Source organism: Glutamicibacter sp., from assembly GCF_050701915.1.
Classification (GTDB): Bacteria; Actinomycetota; Actinomycetes; order Actinomycetales; family Micrococcaceae; genus Glutamicibacter.
Window position 1 is genome coordinate 31,548 of sequence record NZ_JBOGEG010000007.1, and the last position, 19,144, is coordinate 50,691.

Here is a 19,144-nt window from a genome sequence, read left to right on the forward strand (position 1 = left end):
TTTAACCCTACCCGTCCAGCAGCGCCAGGGCGGTGCCTTCGTCGATCACCAGGTCGGTGATCAGCCCGCCTTTGAGCGCACCGCGCACGGCCTGGAGCTTGCCGCGGCCGGCGATCACGCAGAAACGGGTCGGCACCTTGCGTAGGGCATCGAGGTTCGGCCCGGTGGAGCGGGCGTTGAGCGAAATGTTCGAGCTGTTCCCGTCCTTGTCGAAGAACACCGTGGCCACGTCGCCGACCACGCCGATCTCGTTGAGCTCTTGGGTCTCCGCCTTGGTCAGGTAGCCGCCGCGGTAGACCTGCGAGGCGACCGCGGAGCCGGCCGAGCCCAGGGAGAACACCGCGAGGCTCATCTCCTTCTGCACCTGCAGCACCCGGCGGATCGAAGTTTCCTCCCACATTGCTTCGCGGGTGGATGCCCGGTCGAAGAAAGCCGGGACCGGGAACTGCTCGGTGCGGGCGGTGAATGCCTGGCCGAAACGCGTGAGGATGTCGCTGGCATAGCGCACGCCGCTGGTCACGGGATTAGCGGCCCCATTGAGCTGCACGATCTTCGTGTCATGGGTCGGATGGGAGCCCAGCGCCATGGACACCGACTGCATGGTCGATCCCCAAGCAACGCCCACGGTCATCGAGGAGGAAACCATGCCACCGAGCAGGTAGGCCGCGTGCGCAGAGACGCGGGCCAGCAGCTCGGAGTCATCCATGTTGCCGTCGGTGGGCACGACGTTGAAGCTGATCCCGTAGTGCTCGGAGAGCTGGTTTCCCAGCAGCGCGGACATGTTGGCGCTGGGGGAGATGCTGATCGAAACCATGCCTGTGCGCTTGGCGTGGGTGAGCAACCGGGAAACCGTGGAACGCGAGGTTCCCAGCTCCTTGGCGATCACTTCCATCTTCATATCCTGCAGGTAATACAGCTGGGCAGCGCGCAGCGCGTCCTTGGCCTTGGGGGTGCTGTGCACAGATGTGCCAGTCGCCGCCCGCTTGTAGGTGCCCCCGGACGAGGATTTCATCATGATTCAGACCACTTCTGCACGTTTGTGCATTTTGTTTGACCGCTTTGCCGTTCAGTAACAAGACTAGCTTCAGACTCATCCATTATTTACATAAGGGGCACAAATCGTGATTCGGGAACAGCTAGCCAAACTGCGTGAACGTCCGCAGGCGCAGGTTCTGGTTGTTGGCGGTGGCATCAACGGCGTAGCGACCTTCCGCTACCTGGCCATGCAGGGGATTGATGTAGCCCTTATCGAGCGCGGCGATTACTGCCAGGGCGCTTCGGGCGCCAGCTCGCACATGATCCATGGCGGAATCCGCTACCTGGAGAACGGCGAGTTCCGCTTGGTTCACGAGTCGGTGCAGGAGCGCAACTCGCTGCTGGAGATCGCTCCGCACTACGTGAAGCCACTGCAGACCACCATCCCCATCTTCTCCACCTTCTCCGGCATCCTCAGCGCACCCATGCGCTTCCTGTCCCACAAGTCGGGCAAGCCAACCGAACGCGGCGCGGCGCTGATCAAGGCCGGGTTGATCATGTACGACGTGTTCGCAGGGATCGGCGGACGCAACACCCCTTGGCATAACTTCAAGGCCGGCAAGGCTGCCCGCCAGGACCTCCCAGCTCTGCGCGATGACGTCAAGTACACCGCCACCTACTTCGATGCCTCGGTGCACAACCCCGAGCGGCTGACGCTGGATGTGCTGCGTGAAGGCCTGAACGCCAATGACGAGGCCCGAGCCAGCAACTACGTCGAGCTGGCCGGCGTTGACGCAGGCACCGCGAAGCTGCGCGATATGCTCTCCGGCGAAGAGTTCGACTTCGAGGCCGACGTCATCATCAACGCCACCGGCGCGTGGGTGGATCTGACCAACAAGGACCTGGGCCGCGATACCAAGTGGACCGGCGGCACCAAGGGTTCGCACATCGTGCTGGATCACCCGGAACTGCTCGCCGCTACCGGCGGCCGCGAAATCTTCTTCGAGCATGAAGACGGCCGGATCGTGCTCATCTACCCGATGCTCGGCCGCGTGCTGGTCGGCACCACCGACCTCGAGCACGACATGAATGAGCCAGCGGTGTGCACCGACGAGGAGGTCGACTACTTCTTCGAGCTGGTCCACCATGTCTTCCCGGGCATCAAGGCCACCAAGGAACAGATCGTCTACAAGTTCTCCGGCGTGCGCCCCCTGCCCAGCCATGACGACACCGCGCCAGGCTTCGTTTCCCGTGATTACCAGATCAAGGAAACCCGCCTGACCGACGCGACCACCATGCTCTCGCTGATCGGCGGCAAGTGGACCACCTTCCGCGCATTGAGCGAGAACCTGGGCGGCAAGGCCTTGGAATTCCTCGGAGCCCGTGAAGTGAAGTCCACCGCCGGCGTTGCCATTGGTGGCGGAAAGAACTTCCCGGCCAACGATGGCGAACTCGCCGCCTGGTACGCGGCGCGCGAGTCCAAGGCCGGCCGCGAACGCTTGCGCGTGCTGCTGGAACGCTACGGCACCGGTGCCGATGCCCTGCTGGAAATCATCGGCGGCAACGAAACCATGCTGGAGCACACCAACGAGCTGTCCTGCCAGGAGTTGGCCTACATGGCGAACCATGAGCAGGTGGGCCGCCTGATCGATGTCTTCATCCGCCGCACCAACCTGGCCTTCCGCGGCCTGGTCACGAAGAATTTGGTAATCGAGGCAGCTAATTGCCTTGCTGAGCCGATGGGTTGGGACCAGTCCCAGATCCAAGCCGAGATCGACCATTCGCTCTCGGTACTCGCAGAAGCCCACGGAGTCACCCTGGTCTAACCTGCATCTTGGCCGGCGGCAAGTCGCCGCTGGCACTCGAAACCACTAAGAGGTCAACGTTGTCCACTCACGTGTTTCTCGCCGAATTAGCCGGCACTTTCATTCTCTTGCTGATGGGCGGCGGCGTCTGCGCGAACGTCGCCCTGAAAGGCACCCTCGGCAGCGCCGCAGGCTGGGTAGCAATCAGCTTCGGCTGGGGCCTGGGCGTCTATTGCGGCGTCTGGATAGCGGGCATCTCCGGAGCCCACCTGAACCCGGCCGTCACCCTGGGCCTGCTGGTCAACCCGGACGTCGCCGAATACGCCCCCGGGGTCGCCAAGACCATGGCCAATACGCTGCTCTACTTCGTAGCGCAGTTCATTGGCGCCTTCCTTGGTGCCGTGGGCACCTGGTTGTCCTACAAGAAGCACCTGGATGATCCGCAGAACGCGGGCAAGCAGCTCGGTGTCTTCTCCACCGGACCGGCCATCCGCTCCTACGGCTGGAACCTGGTCTCGGAGATCTTCGGCACCTTTGTCCTGGTGTTCGTGATCGCCGGCCTGGGGCACACTCCTCATGAGCTCGGCCCGCTGGCTGTCGGCCTGCTGGTTGTTGCCATCGGCCTGTCCCTGGGTGGTGCCACCGGCTACGCCATCAACCCCTTCCGCGACCTGGGTCCACGTGTTGCCCACGCCATCCTGCCGATCAAGGGCAAGGGTTCCTCCGATTGGTCCTACTCGTGGGTTCCGTTGGCTGGTCCAGCTATCGGCGGTATCCTTGGCGGACTTGCCGCCGCGCCAATGTTCTAGAAAGAGAGCAGTGAATCATGAGTGAAAAATTCGTCATCGCCATTGACCAAGGCACGACCAGCTCCCGCGCTATCGTCTTCACCCACGCCGGTGAGGTGCACTCGGTAGGCCAGAAGGAACACGAGCAGATCTTCCCGGCTGCCGGATGGGTCGAGCACGATCCAGCCGAAATCTGGAACAACGTGCGCGAAGTGATCGGCCAGGCCCTGTCCAAGGCCAACCTGACCCGCCACGACATCGAGGTCGTCGGCATCACCAACCAGCGTGAAACCGCGGTGGTATGGGACAAGAACACCGGCGAAGCCGTCTACAACGCGATCGTCTGGCAGGACACCCGCACCCAGGACATCGTCGACGAACTGGCAGCCGACGGCGGCCTGGAACGCTACAAGCAGACCGTCGGCCTGCCACTGGCAACCTACTTCTCCGGTACCAAGATCAAGTGGATCCTGGACAATGTCGAAGGCGCACGGGAGCGTGCGGAAGCAGGCGACCTGCTCTTCGGCACCACCGATAGCTGGGTGCTGTGGAACCTGACCGGCGGCGTGGACGGCGGCGTGCACGTCACCGACGTGACGAACGCCTCGCGCACCCTGTTCATGGACCTGAAGACCCTGGACTGGGACGAGAAGATCCTGGCTGACTTCGGCGTGCCGCGCTCGATGATGCCGCAGATCCGCTCCTCTTCGGAGGTCTACGGCTCCGTGCACACCAACCAGCTGCTGCGCGAGGTGCCTGTTGCAGGCATCCTGGGCGACCAGCAGGCGGCGACTTTCGGCCAGGCGGCCTTCACCGCGGGTACCGCGAAGAACACCTACGGCACCGGTTGCTTCCTGATCTTCAACACCGGCACGGAGATCGTGAATTCGACCAATGGCCTGCTGACCACCATGGCCTACAAGCTGGGCGACAACGCACCGGTGTATGCCTTGGAAGGTTCCATCGCCGTTGCCGGTTCGCTGATCCAGTGGCTGCGCGACAATATCGGCATGATCGCTACCGCTCCTGAGATCGAGGAACTGGCAGCCAAGGTGGAGGACAACGGCGGCGTGTACATCGTTCCGGCCTTCTCCGGGTTGTTCGCACCATATTGGCGCTCGGATGCCCGTGGCGCGATCGTGGGCTTGACTCGCTATGCGAACAAGAACCACATCGCCCGTGCGGCCCTCGAGTCCACCGCTTTCCAGACTCGCGAAGTCCTGGATGCGGTAAACGCCGACGCAGAGGTTCCACTGACCGAGCTGAAGGTCGACGGCGGCATGGTGGCCAATGAAGCCCTGATGCAGTTCCAAGCAGACATCCTCGGCGTGCCCGTGGTTCGCCCGCAGGTCACCGAGACCACCGCCCTGGGTGCAGCTTACGCTGCGGGCCTGGCCGTTGGCTTCTGGAAGGACCTCGGCGAGCTGGAAGACAACTGGGCCGAGGACAAGCGCTGGGAGCCAACCATGGATGAGGCTACGCGTGAGCGCAGCTTGCGCCTGTGGAAGAAGGCTGTCACCCGCACCTTCGACTGGGTCGACGAAGACACCAAGGCCTAAGCGCAACCGTGGCTTGACCGGATCCGATCTGGCCGCAACCGGCAACGCTCGAATCACCCACTGGGCTGGTTCGGGCGTTGCTGGTTTAACCCGCGGGGCGTGTCATCCACCGGACGCGGCGTCCGGGGTTTCGCCCTGGCCCGCTTGTGCAGGTTCCGGCGTGGCAGCACCCTGGCGCGCTGGGGACTCGCCAGCTTGCCGGGCACCCCAATAGGTATTGCGGCGAGGCTTCTGCTCCGGATCGACATGGGCGGGCATGACCACGTGCGGCAGCCCATCGACATCGATGACCTTGAGCTGTCCGGCGTGGCGCTTGTGGTGATCGGGCGTGCACATTCCCGTTCCGGACCAGACACTGGTTTCGCCGCCTTCGGACCAGGGCTTCTGGTAGTGGTCGGTTTCGACATGATCCGGCGGAGCGGTGCAGTCGGGCACGATGCAGCCGCGATCCCGGGCCATGATCGCTTCACGGATCTGCCCCTTGTGGTAGCGCATCTTGCGCCCCATATCCAGTACCTGGCTGTTGCCGCCCAGGACCATCGGGATGATGTTCGCCTTGGCCAGCAGCTGCCGGAGTTCTCCGGGCGGGATGTCGACACCGTTGGCGGTCATGCCGTGCGCGTCAGCCAGGTTCTGCAGATCCGCGAGCCACAGGTAGACCACGAACTTCGGGACGACGACTTTTCGCTTGCCGCCGGCGAATGGTGCGCGCAGCAGCGCCATGAACGCGTTGAGCCGGCGACGATGCAGATCGGGCTGCCCGGTGGCGGTGTCCTCCAACTGCGGCTCGTCGCCTGCCTCTGCTTGCTTTGCGGTGCGGCCGTCATCCGGATGCTCGCCATCGTGAGCTTCTGGTCCCTCTTCGGCCCACGGCGGCATGGGCTGATCGCTGCGCAGCCACGAAGGCGGCTCAGGTGCAGCCTCCCGCCCGGTACCGGTATCCTTGCCTGCTTGGGGGTCCCGACCTGCATGGGTGTCCTGGTCCTCTTGCGTGTTGCTCCCGGTGCTGGATCCCGAACCCGGCGGGCGCTCCTGCTCGGCTTGGCGATCGGCCCGGCCGGCCTTGGTGCGTGGATTGCCAGCCTGCGTGAGCACCGAATGAACCAGCTGCGCGTCGCTGGCATCGGTGCGCAGCGAGAAGAAATGCACGCCGTTTTTCACCGGGCCGATGAACATGCCCAGCCTGGGTGGCAGCTGCTTGCCGTGCAGTTCCTTGTAGGTCCTGATTGCGGAGCTGATCTGCTTCTGCGCGGCCGCAGGTCCTAGGTCTTGCAGGGATTCGGCCGCGGATTGGTCCAGGGTGCGGCCATCGGTGCCCTGAGCCAGCAACTGGACGGGCACGCCGTCAAAGGTCGTGTCCTGCGGTTCGAGCCGTTCAAGGCGCCGCGCGGTGGAAGCGATGGCCCGGCGGTTGGCAGCGCCCTGCGCGTAGAGTCCGGCCAGATGAGGGAAACGCGGCGCGCAGATGCGGCCGTCGGGGGTGCGGCGGCCAATGAGCAGGTGCGCGTCGGCAATGCGCCGTTGGGCCTCGAAGTAGCTGACCCCCAGCCATGCGGCCAGCAGCTGGGCGGTGTCCTTGTAGCAGCAGCGCCCCGTGGCAGCGTGCGGGTCCCCGGCAAAGAGCCCATCGGTGATGGCATCGGGATCATCGGCCGGCAAACGCAGGGCCGCGTAGGTGTCCAGTGCCAGTGCATGGGCGCCGGTGGCCTCGGCATGCAGCGCGCCGGCGAGTTGCTGGCAATGGACTTGCTGGGCGAACCTTTCGGTGAGCTGCAGGTGCGCCAGCACCAGGCGCGGGTCGCCGGCATCGTGCACCAGCTTGCCCAGCGCTGCATACAGGGCCAGGCAGAGGTAGCCCAGGCGCAGCAGCATGGCACCGGATAGTGCCGGTCCGAGGCGCAACGGGGCCTGGCAGGCGGTGCGCAATGCGGCGATCAGGGCTGGCGCGTTCATGGCTCCATGATCGGGCGCTGGAAGGTCCGGCCCCTGAGGGCAGCCGCGGGATGTGGATAACCGCGTGGCGCTACGTTTCCCGCTGTGTCCAATCTTGCGCTTCATCGATGCGCGCGTGGGCAGGGGATATGCGATAGAATCGCGGTATGAATCCGAAGCGCAACCTAGCCTGAGCGCGGCCCGTTGGCCGTACCCCCGAGTGGAAATTTGGGGGCTTTTGTTGTGTCTGGAACCAAGAACAAGTTTTTCCTATCGGAAATTATTCCGCAAAGCGTGTGAGAAGAGCAGCGTGACATCATCGACGAACGAACCCAGGACCTACGACTTCAAGGACATCGAGTCCAAGTGGCTTCCGGTGTGGGACGAACTACAGGTGTTCAAGCCCGCCGATGATGGCAGCCGCGAACGTCGCTACGTGCTGGACATGTTCCCGTACCCATCGGGCGACCTGCACATGGGCCACGCCGAGGCCTTCGCCATGGGCGATGTTGTCGCGCGCTACTGGCGCCTGCGCGGCTATGACGTGATGCACCCGATCGGCTGGGACTCCTTCGGCCTGCCGGCAGAGAACGCCGCGATCAAGCGCAACGCCCACCCTGCCGAGTGGACCTACAAGAACATCGACACCCAGGCCGAGAGCTTCAAGCGCTACGCGATCTCCGCGGACTGGGATCGCCGCCTGCATACCTCGGATCCGGAATACTACCGCTGGACCCAGTGGCTGTTCAACAAGTTCTACGAGAAGGGCCTGGCCTACCGCAAGGACCACCCGGTGAACTGGTGCCCGAAGGACCAGACCGTGCTGGCCAACGAGCAGGTCGTCAACGGCGCCTGCGAGCGTTGCGGCACCGCGGTGACCAAGAAGTCGCTGAACCAGTGGTACTTCAAGATCACCGAGTACGCCGACCGCCTGCTTGAGGACATGGATGCGCTCAAGGGCCACTGGCCAGAGCGCGTGCTGCTGATGCAGAAGAACTGGATCGGCCGCTCCGAAGGCGCCGAGGTGGCCTTCGAGATCGAAGCGCACGAGGACAAGCCTGCGCTGCAGATCCCGGTCTTCACCACCCGCCCGGACACCCTGTACGGCGCCACCTTCATGGTTGTCGCCGCCGACGCCGAGCTGGCCAGCGAACTGGTCACCGATGAGCACCGCGCCGCCCTGGAGGAATACCAGGAGCAGGTCAAGGCCCTGTCCGAGATCGAGCGCCAGTCCACCGAACGCGAGAAGACCGGCGTGTTCACCGGCCGCTTCGGCATCAACCCGCTCTCCGGGGAGAAGCTGCCGATCTGGGCCGCCGACTACGTGCTGGCCGACTACGGCACCGGCGCGATCATGGCCGTGCCCGCGCACGACCAGCGCGACCTGGACTTCGCCCGCGCCTTCGGCCTGCCGGTGCGCGTGGTCGTCGAGACCGGCGCCGAAGACCCGAACGAAACCGGCACCGCCACCGCGGGCGAGGGCAAGCTGGTGAACTCCGGGCAGCTGACCGGCCTGGAGAAGACCGAGGCGATCGCCAAGGCGATCGAGATCGTGGAAGCTGCCGGCACCGGCAAGCACACCATCAACTTCCGCCTGCGCGACTGGCTGCTGAGCCGCCAGCGCTTCTGGGGCACCCCGATCCCGATCATCCACTGCGCCGACTGCGGCGAGGTCCCGGTACCCGATGACCAGCTGCCGGTGCGCCTGCCCGACAACCTGCGCGGCGAACAGCTGGCCCCGAAGGGCACCAGCCCGCTGGCGGCCGTGGCGGAATGGGTCAACGTGCCCTGCCCGAAGTGCGGGGCGGACGCCAAGCGCGACACCGACACCATGGACACCTTCGTGGATTCCTCCTGGTACTTCCTGCGCTTCGTTTCCCCGCACTACACCGAGGGCCCCTTCGACCCGAAGGCCGTGCGCGACTGGATGCCGGTAGGCCAGTACGTCGGCGGGGTCGAGCATGCGATCCTGCACCTGCTGTACTCCCGCTTCTTCACCAAGGTCATCCACGACCTGGGCCTGATCGACGCGACCGAGCCGTTCAGCGCGCTGCTGAACCAGGGCCAGGTGCTCAACGGCGGCAAGGCCATGAGCAAGTCGCTGGGCAACGGCGTGGACCTGGGCGAGCAGCTGGACAAGTTCGGCGTGGACGCCGTGCGCCTGACCATGATCTTCGCCTCCCCACCGGAGGACGACGTGGACTGGGCCGATGTGTCCCCAAGCGGTTCGCAGAAGTTCCTGGCCCGCGCCTGGCGCATCGCCCAGGACACCACCAGCGAGGCCGGCGTGGACTACGCGGCAGGGGACAAGGCGCTGCGCCAGGTCACCCACCGCACCGTCCACGAATCCGCCGCGCTGCTGGATTCGGGCAAGTTCAACGTGGTCATCGCCAAGGCCATGGAGCTGGTCAACGCGACCCGCAAGACCATCGACTCCGGTGCCGGCGCAGCCGACCCGGCAGTGCGCGAGGCCGCCACGGTCGTCGCCCAGCTGCTGAGCATGTTCGCCCCGTACACCGCCGAGGACATGTGGGAAGCCCTGGGCTATGCGCCAAGCGTGGTCACCAGCGCCTGGCCGGAAGTCGACGAGTCGCTGCTGGTCGATGACACCATCACCGCGGTCGTGCAGATCAAGGGCAAGGTCCGCGCCCGCCTCGAGGTCCCGGTGGACATCACCGAGGAGCAGCTGCGCGAGCAGGCCCTGGCCCACGAGTCGGTGATCCGGATGCTCGATGGCAAGGAGCCGCTGAAGGTCATCGTGCGTGCGCCGAAGCTCGTGAACGTGGTTCCCGCCCCGTAAGCTCGGCTCATGACTGAACGCCAGAAAAGCTCGCGCGCGGGCTGGCTGCCCAAGTGGCTGGCCCCGCGCGGGCTTTCGCGTACCCGCATCGGGGTCGTCTCCGATTCGGCTTCCTGCCTGCCCGGGCACTTCGGGCAGCATCCGGACTTCATTCAAGTGCCGATCCCGATCATCGTGGAGAACCACGTGCAGGGCGAGGATCTGCAGGCGCTGATGATGGGCCTGGCCATGGGCAAGGCGGTGAAAACCTCGCGGCCGGCGCCGGGCGAGTTCGAGCGCGCCTACCGGCAGCTGCTCGACGACGGCTGCGAATCGATCATCTCGATCCACATGTCCGGGGCGCTTTCGGGCACCGTGGATGCGGCCCGCTTGGCAGCGCGCGGTTTCGACTCCCCGATCACCGTGGTCGATTCGCGCACCGTCTGCCTGCCCCAGGGGTTTGCCGTGGCCGATGTGCTGGCCGCCCGCTCCGCCGGCGCCCCGCTGGAGATGCTCGAGCAGATCGCCCGCACGGCCACCGCCAACACCGTGTACTTCGCGGTGCCGAGCCTTGAGCAGCTGCGCCGCGGTGGCCGGATCAGCGCGCTGTCTTCCGTGGTTGGCAGCTTGCTGAACTTCAAGCCGATCCTCGGGATCGCCGAGGGCGCGATTATCGCCCTGGAAAAGCCCCGCTCCTTCGCGCGCGCCACCGCACGCCTGGTCGCCCTGGCCCTGCGCGACGCGCGCGAAGCCAATGGCGAGGTGCGCTTGGGGGTGATGCATTTCGGCGCCGAGGAACTGGCCGAGGAAATCGCCACCGAACTGGCGCCGTTCAGCGCCTTGCCGGTCGTGGTCGAATCCCTTCCGGCGGTGCTGGCCGCGCATACCGGGATGGGCGTGATCGCCGTGTGCGTCGCCCCGCGCAATCCACAGTCGGCATCCATCCTGGATAGCCCGCCGGCGCCATAGCCCAGACTGTGGCCCATGGGCCGCCACGACTTCTTCAGCAAGTACGCGCCACGTCCCGGTCGCCTGAGGTTTGCGATCTCGCGCGTGGCCGTGCTGGTGCTGGTTATCGTGGTGCTCGCCTGGATTGCGATCTCCATCCTGCTCGCGCCCCCGCCGGTGGCCCAAGAGCTTGAAACTGTTCCATTGGTCTCCGACCCGTCCGCTTCGGCTCCGGCGAACCGGGAATCGCCGAGCCCGGCCGGTCCCGGGGTCACGGTCCACGTGGTCGGCGCGGTGAAGAAGCCAGGCGTCTACCAGTTGCCCATGGATTCGCGGATTGCCGACGCGGTGGATGCTGCCGGCGGGCTGGCCAAGGGCGCCCGTGCGCAGATGGTGAACCTGGCCGCCAAACTGGTCGACGGACAGCAGGTGGTCCTTCCGGGCGCCGACACGGCCAAGGATCTGACGGCGGCCCCGAGCGCCACGGCGGGCGGGAAGATTTCGCTCAACAGTGCCAATTCCCAGACCCTGCAGGAGCTTCCGGGGATCGGGCCGGCATTGGCTGGCCGGATCATCGACTTCCGCACCGAGAACGGACCATTCAGCTCCGTGGAAGAGCTGGATGCGGTACCGGGCATCGGCCCGGCGCTGCTGGGCCAGCTGAGCGAACTGGTGATCCCGTGAACACCGATTTCCGGGGCCTGTGGCTGCTGGGCGGCGCGTGGACCGCCGCCTATTTCACCTTCCCAGCCTGGTTGCTGTGGGTGCTTTGCGCGCTGATGGCTATCCTGCTGTTCCTGCTATTGCGGCCCCGGCACGACCGCGCCTACGCCGCGCCATGGTTCACCGGTCCCATTATCCTGCTGCTCGGGATGGTGGCCGTCAGCAGCCTGGCCTTCACCGATCCGCAATGCCAGCTGCCGGGCACCGGTGAGCAACAGCGCCGCGCCGTGGTCAGCTTCGAGGACCTGGCCACCGCGCAGGGCCAGGGAACCGCGGCCGGCCGGGCGGAAATCCAGCGGTACTGGGCCAACGGCCAATGGGTCCAATGCCGGGTGCCGGTCTTCCTCACCGTTGACTTCGGGTTGCCGGCCAATGCGGGGGAGTTCGAGACCATCCTCGATTTGGAAGCAGCAGCTGCCGGCTCCTTCGACTGGTGGGCACATGCCGCCAGTGAACCGCAGGTGAGCTCCTGGGCTGAGCCTACCGCCGCGGATTTCCTCAAGGAACGGTTCACCCTGGGCCTGCACGGCCTGCCAAGCAATGCCCAGGCGCTGCTGCCTGGCATGCTCTATGGCGATCGCTCCGGACAGGACGAAGCGTTGAGCGAGGCGATGAGATCCAGCGGGTTGAGCCACCTGACGGCCGTGAGCGGATCGAACATTGCACTGATCGGCGCCATCGTGCTGGTGCTGTTCCGGCTGTTTTCGGTTCCACGGGCGCCCAGTGCAATCTTGATGGTCGGCGTTCTCGGGCTCTTCGCCTGGTTTGTCGGGCCAGATCCCAGTGTCCTGCGCGCCAGCCTGATGGGCAGCATAGCGGTAATTTCGGTGCTGCTCGGCCGTGGCCAAGGCTCCTTGGGGATACTGTGCCTCAGCGGAACAGCCCTGTTGGCCATCGATCGCTCGCTGGGTGCCGAACCGGCCTTCGCCCTGTCGGTGCTGGCGACCTTGGGAATCATCATGCTCGCACCGGCCCTGACCGAAATTCTCCTCCAGGTTCTTCCGGCCTGGTTTGCGCAGCTGACGGCCATCTACTGCGCGGCACAATTCACCTGCCTGCCGGTGGTCATCGCGTTGAACTCGGATTTCAGCCTGTACTCGCTCCCCGCGAACCTCGTGGTGGCGCCGTTGCTGCCCTTGATTACGGCGCTGGGCATGGCCTGCCTGCTGCTGTGCACGCCGTGGCCGGGACTGGAAGCGGTGCTGATCTGGGTTCCCGGGCTCCCGGCGGAAGCTATCGGCAAGGTTGCCCATTTCGCTTCCGGGCTGCCGGGTGCCGCCAGGCCTTGGCCCGAGGGCCTGCCCGGAATCATCTTGGCGGTGATGCTGGCTCTGGTGCTTTGCACCCTGCTGGTGCTGGGCCGGGAAACCGAGCGGCAACGGGTCAGGCAGGTGTCCCTCGGCATGCTGGGAGCGATCTCGGTATTTGCCGTAGCGCTCGTTTTGCCTGCGACCCTGTTCTACAGGGAAGATGTCGCTCCGCACTGGAGCATTGCGATGTGCGATGTGGGGCAGGGCGATGCCTTCGTCATCAATCTAGGGGATTCAGAAGGCTGGCTGATCGATACCGGTCCACCGGATAGCGGGTTGCTGCGGTGCCTGGATCGGCTGGGCATCAGCAACTTGAGCAAGGTCTTCATCACGCACACGCACAACGACCATTTCGGAGCCGTAGGCGAGCTGGAGAATTCGCACGTGCGGATCGGGGAACGCCTGGTATCGACCGGGTTCGACCTGGATCTATGGCCGGGGGCGCGGGCCCTGGAGCCAGGTACGCGGCACACCGCGGGGGATGTGGGCTTCGAAGTCGTGGGCCCCGAAGCGCGCTTCGCGAAGTACGCTGAGCCCAACGATACGTCGCTGGTCATCCGGTTCAGCTTTTCCACCGAGACCGGGACCATCGACCTCTTCACGGCCGGGGATATGGAAACCGAAGCCATGGATCGCCTGTTGCGCCTGCATCCGCAAGGGCATGCAGCGATCTTGAAAGCCTCGCACCATGGGGCACGCAACGGCGGAACAGAAATCATCGAGCAGATCCATCCGCAGATCCTGCTGGTCTCCGCCGGGAAGGATAATTCCTACGGGCACCCGCACCCGGAAACCTTGGCGATGGCACAGCAGGTCGGCGCGAGGGTGATTCGTACGGACCAATCAGGTACCGTACTGCTCACATTTACCAGTCGGGGCGTTCTGGGTACCTCCCTGGGTACTCCAGTTCGGTAGGATCAATATATCGACCATGCACTAAGGAGTTCGATGGCACGCGCCCAAGCAAATCCAGGTATCTCGTGGCGGGAACTTCGCCCGCAACCACTGATCCTGTTGACCGGTTCAGAAGATTATCTTGCTTCGCGCGCCTTCGAACTGCTGCGCTCCCAAGCAGCCCAGCGGGACGATATCCAGCACACCCGTCTTGACGCGGCAAAGTACGAGCCTGGAGAGCTGCTCATGGCCACCAGCTCTTCGCTGTTCTCCACCGCCAATCTGGTCGAGGTCCACGAACTGGCCCACATGAACGAGTACTTCCTCAAGGACGCCCTGGCCTATCTGAAAGATCAGGCTCCCGAGAATGTTCTCATCATGCATTACTCGGGTGGTACCCGCGGCAAGAAGCTGATTGACGCGATCAAAGCTGCCGGAGCCTTGATCGTCAACTGCCAACCGGTGAAAAAGGACTCCGAGAAAATCGACTTCGTTCAGTCCGAATTCAAAGCCGCCAAGCGCCGGATCACCAACGACGCGGTCAAAGCCCTCGTCGCTGCGGTAGGCAACTCGCTGGCAGAGCTTGGCTCGAGCTGCTCCCAGCTGGTTGCCGACACGACGGGAACCATTGACCAGGATACGGTCGACAAGTACTACGGTGGCCGGGTTGAAGCAACAGCGTTCAAGGTAGCGGACGCGGCGATTTCAGGCAACGCCCAGATGGCGCTGCGCACTTTGCGCCATGCGCTGGGTACTGGAACCGACCCGATTCCAATTGTGGCCACCTTGGCGATGAAGGTCCGCCAGATCGCCAAGGTCGCCGGCGTGAATGAACCCGCCGCTTCATTGGCTTCCGAGTTGGGGATGGCGCCGTGGCAAGTTCAGCAGGCCCAGCAGCAGGCCCGCGGCTGGAAGCGCAGCGATCTTGCCCTGTGCGTCGAAGAAATCGCGAATACCGACCGCATGGTCAAGGGCGGCAGCCGTTCACCCGGGTACGCGCTGGAACACGCCATCATGTTTATTGCAGGCAAGGCTCCTGGACGCTAACCCCGTCAGGTTCCTAGTGGGGGCGCGCATGACTGCATCGTGCGCGCCCCCACTGCTCTTTAATGCAAGGTAGCCCTCGGCGCATCCCTGCCGGGGAAGCGTCGAAGAGCAGTTTCGGGCAAAACAAAACCCCCGCACTCGATGAGTGCGGGGGAGTTGATGAAGTCTAAGCTCGGCTTAGAGGGCGTTAACCTTCTTGGCGATAGCCGACTTGCGGTTAGCAGCGTTGTTCTTGTGCAGAACACCCTTGCTTACAGCCTTGTCGATCTTCTTGCCAGCCAGGCGCAGTGCCTCGGTTGCCTTTTCCTTGTCACCGGAGACTACTGCCTCGTTGACGCTACGGATCACGGTCTTGACCTCGGAACGGACAGCTACGTTACGCAGACGTGCCTTCTCGTTGGTCAGGATACGCTTCTTCTGGGACTTGATGTTAGCCACTTTAATAAACTCTCTCGTTTATCGTTTTATACGGTCGGTAGAGGGTTCATCCTTCAGGCCATCGACTGAGCGGTGTGGGGCACCTATGGCGACCCGAAGGGGGCGTGTTGCCCAACCTGCGCAACACACAAAGATTAACTTTATCAGATAGGGAGCCTGACAACGAGTGCTTATGCGCGTTCGTTTAGGGCGTTCACCACATTTGAGAAGCGTTCGCGATCCAGGATGGCGCCTTCGCGGCGAACGGCTTGCTCGCCTACTCGAATAATGCGATCAAGCTTGACCTCGCTCGGGCGACGCTCGCGGTCCCAGTCCCCGGTACCGATGTCCATGTAGTTGCGGTCGCGGTGATCCGAGTTGTTCCTGTCCTTGCTGGTGAGCATCAGGCCCAGCAGCCAACCGCTATCACGGCCGACGATCAGCACCGGGCGGTCCTTGCCCTGCGAATAGTCCTCTTCATAGGGAACCCAGGTCCAGACGATTTCTCCCGGATCAGCGTTGCCGTCCTTCGACGGGTTGTACTCGTAGTGAATCTTGCCACGGTAATCACCCGGGTAGCCGGCGCCCGCTGGAGCATCCGCCATGGAGTAGGCACGAGAGCGGCTTCCGGCAGTGCCCTGGGGCCTGCTGCCCCCGCGGTTGCTGGCTGGGCGCTTGCTTGTCGAATTTGCGCGGACCTTGTTGATTTCCTTAAGCGCGCGCATGACGATGCTAAATATCTTCTGTGGATTCAGTGCCATGGACGACAAACTATCAGTTTCAGGCTGTCGAAATATGAGATGACGCGGAAATCATGACAGAATGGAAGATAATCCAACTATGTCTTTTAGTCAGCTAGTGAGGTCTGTTTAGGTGTCTCCATTGGCCCGCACCGCTCCGGTGCCTGCCGCGACCGATCCGTCGCTCATCCGTAACTTCTGCATCATTGCCCATATCGACCACGGTAAGTCGACCCTGGCCGACCGGATGTTGCAACTGACCGGCGTTGTCGCTGCCCGCGACATGAAGGCACAGTACCTCGACCGCATGGACATCGAGCGCGAACGCGGCATCACCATCAAGTCCCAGGCTGTGCGCATGCCGTGGGGAGCCGAAGATGGCACCCCGTACGCACTGAACATGATCGATACCCCCGGGCACGTCGACTTCACCTATGAAGTCTCGCGTTCGCTGGCCGCCTGCGAAGGCGCGATCCTGCTAGTTGACGCCGCCCAGGGCATCGAGGCGCAGACCCTGGCCAACCTCTATTTGGCTATTGAGGGCGATCTGACGATCATCCCTGTGCTCAATAAGATTGACCTGCCCAACGCGCAGCCGGAAAAGTACGCCGCCGAGCTGGCCAACCTGATCGGTTGCGAGCCAGAAGACGTGCTGAAGGTTTCGGGCAAGACCGGTGAAGGCGTTGAAGCACTGCTCGATGAGGTCATCAAGCAGCTGCCGCCGCCTGTCGGCGATGCCAAGGCTCCGGCACGCGCAATGATCTTCGACTCCGTATACGACACCTACCGTGGCGTGGTGACCTACGTTCGAGTTGTCGATGGCAATCTGTCTCCTCGCGAGAAGATCCAGATGATGTCCACCGGCACCACCCACGAACTGCTGGAAATCGGCGTATCCTCGCCGAACCCCGAGCCCACCAAGGGCCTGGGCGTTGGCGAAGTGGGCTACCTGATCACCGGTGTCAAGGACGTGCGCCAGTCCAAGGTCGGCGATACCGTCACCAACTACCTCAAGCCCGCCAGCAAATCCCTGGGCGGTTACGAAGAAGCCAAGCCAATGGTCTTCTCCGGCTTGTACCCGATGGACGGCACCGACTACCCGGTATTGCGTGATGCGCTGGATAAGCTGCAGCTCAACGATGCCGCGCTGACCTACGAACCGGAAACCTCCGTGGCCTTGGGCTTCGGCTTCCGTGTGGGCTTCCTTGGCCTGCTGCACCTGGAAATCACCCGCCAGCGACTGGAATCCGAATTCAATCTGGACCTGATTTCCACTGCGCCGAACGTGGTGTACGAAGTCATGGGCGAAGACAAGCAGATGATTACGGTGACCAACCCCTCGGAATTCCCGGATGGCAAGATCCTGGAAGTTCACGAGCCAATGGTTGCCGCCACCATCCTGGCGCCAAGCGAATTCATCGGCTCGGTCATGGAACTGTGCCAGACCCGCCGCGGCACCATGCGCGGCATGGACTACCTCTCCGAGGACCGTGTCGAAATGCGCTACCACCTTCCGCTTGCCGAGATCGTGTTCGACTTCTTCGACCACCTCAAGTCCAAGACCCGAGGCTATGCTTCGCTGGATTGGAAGGCCGACGGCGAGCAGGTTGCAGATCTGGTCAAGGTCGACATCCTGCTCCAGGGCGAGCAAGTGGATGCTTTCAGCGCCATTACGCACCGCGACAAGGCCTACAACTACGGGACCATGATGACCTCGAAGCTGCGTGAGCTGATTCCTCGCCAGCAGTTCGAAGTTCCGATCCAGGCCGCGATCGGATCGCGCATCATTGCCCGTGAGAACATCCGCGCAATCCGCAAGGACGTTCTTGCCAAGTGCTACGGCGGCGATATCAGCCGCAAGCGCAAGCTGCTGGAAAAGCAGAAGGAAGGCAAGAAGCGCATGAAGATGGTCGGCCGCGTGGAGGTTCCGCAGGAAGCCTTCATTGCCGCACTGTCCACCGACGAGTCGAAAAAGAAGTAGATGCCTTCAGTTCTGCCTGACGGCGATCCGGCTCCGGCCGATGGTCTGCTCCCTGCCTCATGCGCGCATGAGGCACAGGGGCGGACCATGTCCTTTTATGTGCATATTCCGTTCTGCACCGTCCGTTGCGGTTACTGCGATTTCAACACGTACACCGCCACGGAGCTGGGTTCCGGCTCCAGCCAAGCTACCTACGCTGCCACCGTCAGCAAGGAAATCAGCTTCGCCCGCGGGGTGATGGACCGTTCGGGCCAACCGCACCGCGAAATTGAAACCGTCTTCTTTGGCGGCGGAACTCCCACGCTGCTGCCCGCCGGAGACCTGGTCTCGGTGCTCGGCCGGATTCGCGACGACTTCGGCCTGAAGCCGGGCGCGGAAATCACCACGGAAGCCAACCCGGATTCGGTGACCCGCGAAAGCCTGCAGGAGCTGGCCGACGGCGGGTTCACCCGCGTGTCCTTCGGCATGCAGTCCGCGGTGCCCCACGTGCTCAAGGTGCTTGAGCGTACCCATGATCCGAAGCGCGTTCCGCAAGCTGTTGCGTGGGCGCGCGAGGCCGGCCTGGATGTCAGTGTCGATCTGATTTATGGCACTCCGGGGGAGAGCCTGGAAGATTGGCGTACCAGCATCGAAGCCGCGTTAAGCTACGAGCCTGATCATATTTCGGCGTATGCGCTGATCATCGAGGAAGGCACCAAGCTGGCGGCCCAGATTCGCCGTGGCCAGGTGCCGAATATCGACGATGACGATCATGCCGAAAAGTACCAGTTGGCCGATGACATGTTGGCCGCGGCCGGATTCTCCTGGTATGAGGTCAGCAACTGGGCGAAGTCCCCGGCTAATGCTTGCCATCACAACATCGCGTACTGGAAGGGCGGTGACTGGTGGGGTGCAGGCCCCGGCGCGCACTCCCATGTTGGCGGTCTGCGTTGGTGGAATGTGAAGCATCCAGCCGCCTATCAGCAACGGATCGATGCTGGAATCTCTCCGGGCCACGGCCGCGAATACCCGGATGCTGAAGCTGTGCAGCTTGAGCGCACCATGCTGTTGACCCGACTGGGCTCCGGCATGCAGATTAGCGAGCTCGATGAGACCGGACGCAAGAAGGTCGCCGGCTTGATCGCCGACGAGCTGATTGATGCCAAGGCCGCGTTCGCCGGGACGTTGGTGTTAACGCAGCGAGGCCGGCTCCTGGCCGACCTCGTGGTGCGTGAACTGCTTGATTTCTAAGACCGGGAAACCGGTG

At 63.6% G+C, this 19,144-nt stretch carries 14 protein-coding genes; 10 read left to right on the forward strand and 4 right to left on the reverse strand.

Going from position 1 to position 19,144, the window contains the following annotated elements; genetic code table 11:
• Positions 1–7 precede the first annotated feature (7 nt).
• The gene (locus tag ACRDT3_RS06820) at positions 8–1,015 is read right to left on the reverse strand and encodes a sugar-binding transcriptional regulator (RefSeq protein WP_431492258.1); all 1,008 of its coding nucleotides are present in this window, start codon (positions 1,013–1,015) and stop codon (positions 8–10) included.
• Between the two features lie 106 nt (positions 1,016–1,121).
• Between ACRDT3_RS06820 and ACRDT3_RS06825 the strand changes: the two genes are divergently transcribed.
• The 3 genes from ACRDT3_RS06825 to glpK are packed head-to-tail and all read left to right on the forward strand — an operon-like array spanning position 1,122 to position 5,127.
• A complete protein-coding gene (locus ACRDT3_RS06825) occupies positions 1,122–2,801 on the forward strand; it encodes an FAD-dependent oxidoreductase (protein WP_431492259.1) in 1,680 nt (559 codons plus the stop codon).
• A gap of 59 nt (positions 2,802–2,860) precedes the next feature.
• The gene (locus ACRDT3_RS06830; RefSeq protein WP_431492260.1) at positions 2,861–3,589 is read left to right on the forward strand and encodes an MIP/aquaporin family protein; all 729 of its coding nucleotides are present in this window, start codon (positions 2,861–2,863) and stop codon (positions 3,587–3,589) included.
• 17 nt (positions 3,590–3,606) lie between these two features.
• Entirely contained in the window at positions 3,607–5,127 is a 1,521-nt protein-coding gene (gene glpK, locus ACRDT3_RS06835; protein WP_431492261.1) for a glycerol kinase GlpK, read from the forward strand.
• Between the two features lie 102 nt (positions 5,128–5,229).
• Here the strand turns inward: glpK and ACRDT3_RS06840 are convergent, their stop codons facing one another.
• Positions 5,230–7,080 (reverse strand): hypothetical protein, encoded by a 1,851-nt coding sequence (locus ACRDT3_RS06840; protein WP_431492262.1) that lies wholly within the window; start codon positions 7,078–7,080, stop codon positions 5,230–5,232.
• A 289-nt stretch (positions 7,081–7,369) separates the two neighbouring features.
• Here ACRDT3_RS06840 and leuS point away from each other — a divergent pair, with 289 nt between their 5' ends.
• Genes leuS through holA form a run of 5 tightly spaced genes read left to right on the forward strand, consistent with a single transcriptional unit; the run spans position 7,370 to position 14,760 of the window.
• Positions 7,370–9,859 (forward strand): leucine--tRNA ligase, encoded by a 2,490-nt coding sequence (leuS, locus tag ACRDT3_RS06845; protein WP_431492263.1) that lies wholly within the window; start codon positions 7,370–7,372, stop codon positions 9,857–9,859.
• A gap of 9 nt (positions 9,860–9,868) precedes the next feature.
• Positions 9,869–10,807 (forward strand): DegV family protein, encoded by a 939-nt coding sequence (locus ACRDT3_RS06850; RefSeq protein WP_431492264.1) that lies wholly within the window; start codon positions 9,869–9,871, stop codon positions 10,805–10,807.
• A gap of 15 nt (positions 10,808–10,822) precedes the next feature.
• The gene (locus ACRDT3_RS06855; protein WP_431492265.1) at positions 10,823–11,470 is read left to right on the forward strand and encodes a helix-hairpin-helix domain-containing protein; all 648 of its coding nucleotides are present in this window, start codon (positions 10,823–10,825) and stop codon (positions 11,468–11,470) included.
• Positions 11,467–13,734 carry a ComEC/Rec2 family competence protein gene (locus ACRDT3_RS06860; RefSeq protein ID WP_431492266.1) on the forward strand — a complete coding sequence of 756 codons (2,268 nt, stop codon included), beginning with the start codon at positions 11,467–11,469 and terminating at the stop codon, positions 13,732–13,734. Before ACRDT3_RS06855 ends, ACRDT3_RS06860 begins: the two co-directional genes overlap by 4 nt.
• A 33-nt stretch (positions 13,735–13,767) precedes the next feature.
• The gene (gene holA, locus ACRDT3_RS06865) at positions 13,768–14,760 is read left to right on the forward strand and encodes a DNA polymerase III subunit delta (RefSeq protein WP_431492267.1); all 993 of its coding nucleotides are present in this window, start codon (positions 13,768–13,770) and stop codon (positions 14,758–14,760) included.
• A gap of 177 nt (positions 14,761–14,937) precedes the next feature.
• On the opposite strand, the gene rpsT is transcribed toward holA, so the two are convergent.
• Together rpsT and ACRDT3_RS06875 are read right to left on the reverse strand one after the other, a co-directional pair.
• On the reverse strand, positions 14,938–15,198 hold the full coding sequence (gene rpsT, locus ACRDT3_RS06870) for a 30S ribosomal protein S20 (protein ID WP_431492268.1): 261 nt from the start codon (positions 15,196–15,198) through the stop codon (positions 14,938–14,940).
• 170 nt (positions 15,199–15,368) lie between these two features.
• Complete coding sequence (locus tag ACRDT3_RS06875) at positions 15,369–15,902, reverse strand: type II toxin-antitoxin system PemK/MazF family toxin (protein ID WP_431492269.1); 534 nt, start codon at positions 15,900–15,902, stop codon at positions 15,369–15,371.
• A 148-nt stretch (positions 15,903–16,050) separates the two neighbouring features.
• Here ACRDT3_RS06875 and lepA point away from each other — a divergent pair, with 148 nt between their 5' ends.
• Positions 16,051–17,898, forward strand: coding sequence for a translation elongation factor 4 (gene lepA, locus ACRDT3_RS06880; protein WP_431492270.1), 1,848 nt, complete (start codon positions 16,051–16,053; stop codon positions 17,896–17,898).
• Entirely contained in the window at positions 17,899–19,128 is a 1,230-nt protein-coding gene (gene hemW / locus ACRDT3_RS06885; protein ID WP_431492271.1) for a radical SAM family heme chaperone HemW, read from the forward strand. It abuts the gene before it with no gap.
• Positions 19,129–19,144: the final 16 nt, after the last annotated feature.

Excerpts from the sequence above, each read along its gene's own strand:
- ACRDT3_RS06850 (WP_431492264.1), top strand. The coding sequence starts at position 9,869 with ATGACTGAACGCCAGAAAAGCTCGCGCGCGGGCTGGCTGCCCAAGTGG.
- hemW (WP_431492271.1), top strand. The coding sequence starts at position 17,899 with ATGCCTTCAGTTCTGCCTGACGGCGATCCGGCTCCGGCCGATGGTCTG.
- holA (WP_431492267.1), top strand. The coding sequence starts at position 13,768 with ATGGCACGCGCCCAAGCAAATCCAGGTATCTCGTGGCGGGAACTTCGC.
- ACRDT3_RS06820 (WP_431492258.1), bottom strand. The coding sequence starts at position 1,015 with ATGATGAAATCCTCGTCCGGGGGCACCTACAAGCGGGCGGCGACTGGC.
- glpK (WP_431492261.1), top strand. The coding sequence starts at position 3,607 with ATGAGTGAAAAATTCGTCATCGCCATTGACCAAGGCACGACCAGCTCC.
- ACRDT3_RS06840 (WP_431492262.1), bottom strand. The coding sequence starts at position 7,080 with ATGAACGCGCCAGCCCTGATCGCCGCATTGCGCACCGCCTGCCAGGCC.
- ACRDT3_RS06855 (WP_431492265.1), top strand. The coding sequence starts at position 10,823 with ATGGGCCGCCACGACTTCTTCAGCAAGTACGCGCCACGTCCCGGTCGC.
- ACRDT3_RS06875 (WP_431492269.1), bottom strand. The coding sequence starts at position 15,902 with ATGCGCGCGCTTAAGGAAATCAACAAGGTCCGCGCAAATTCGACAAGC.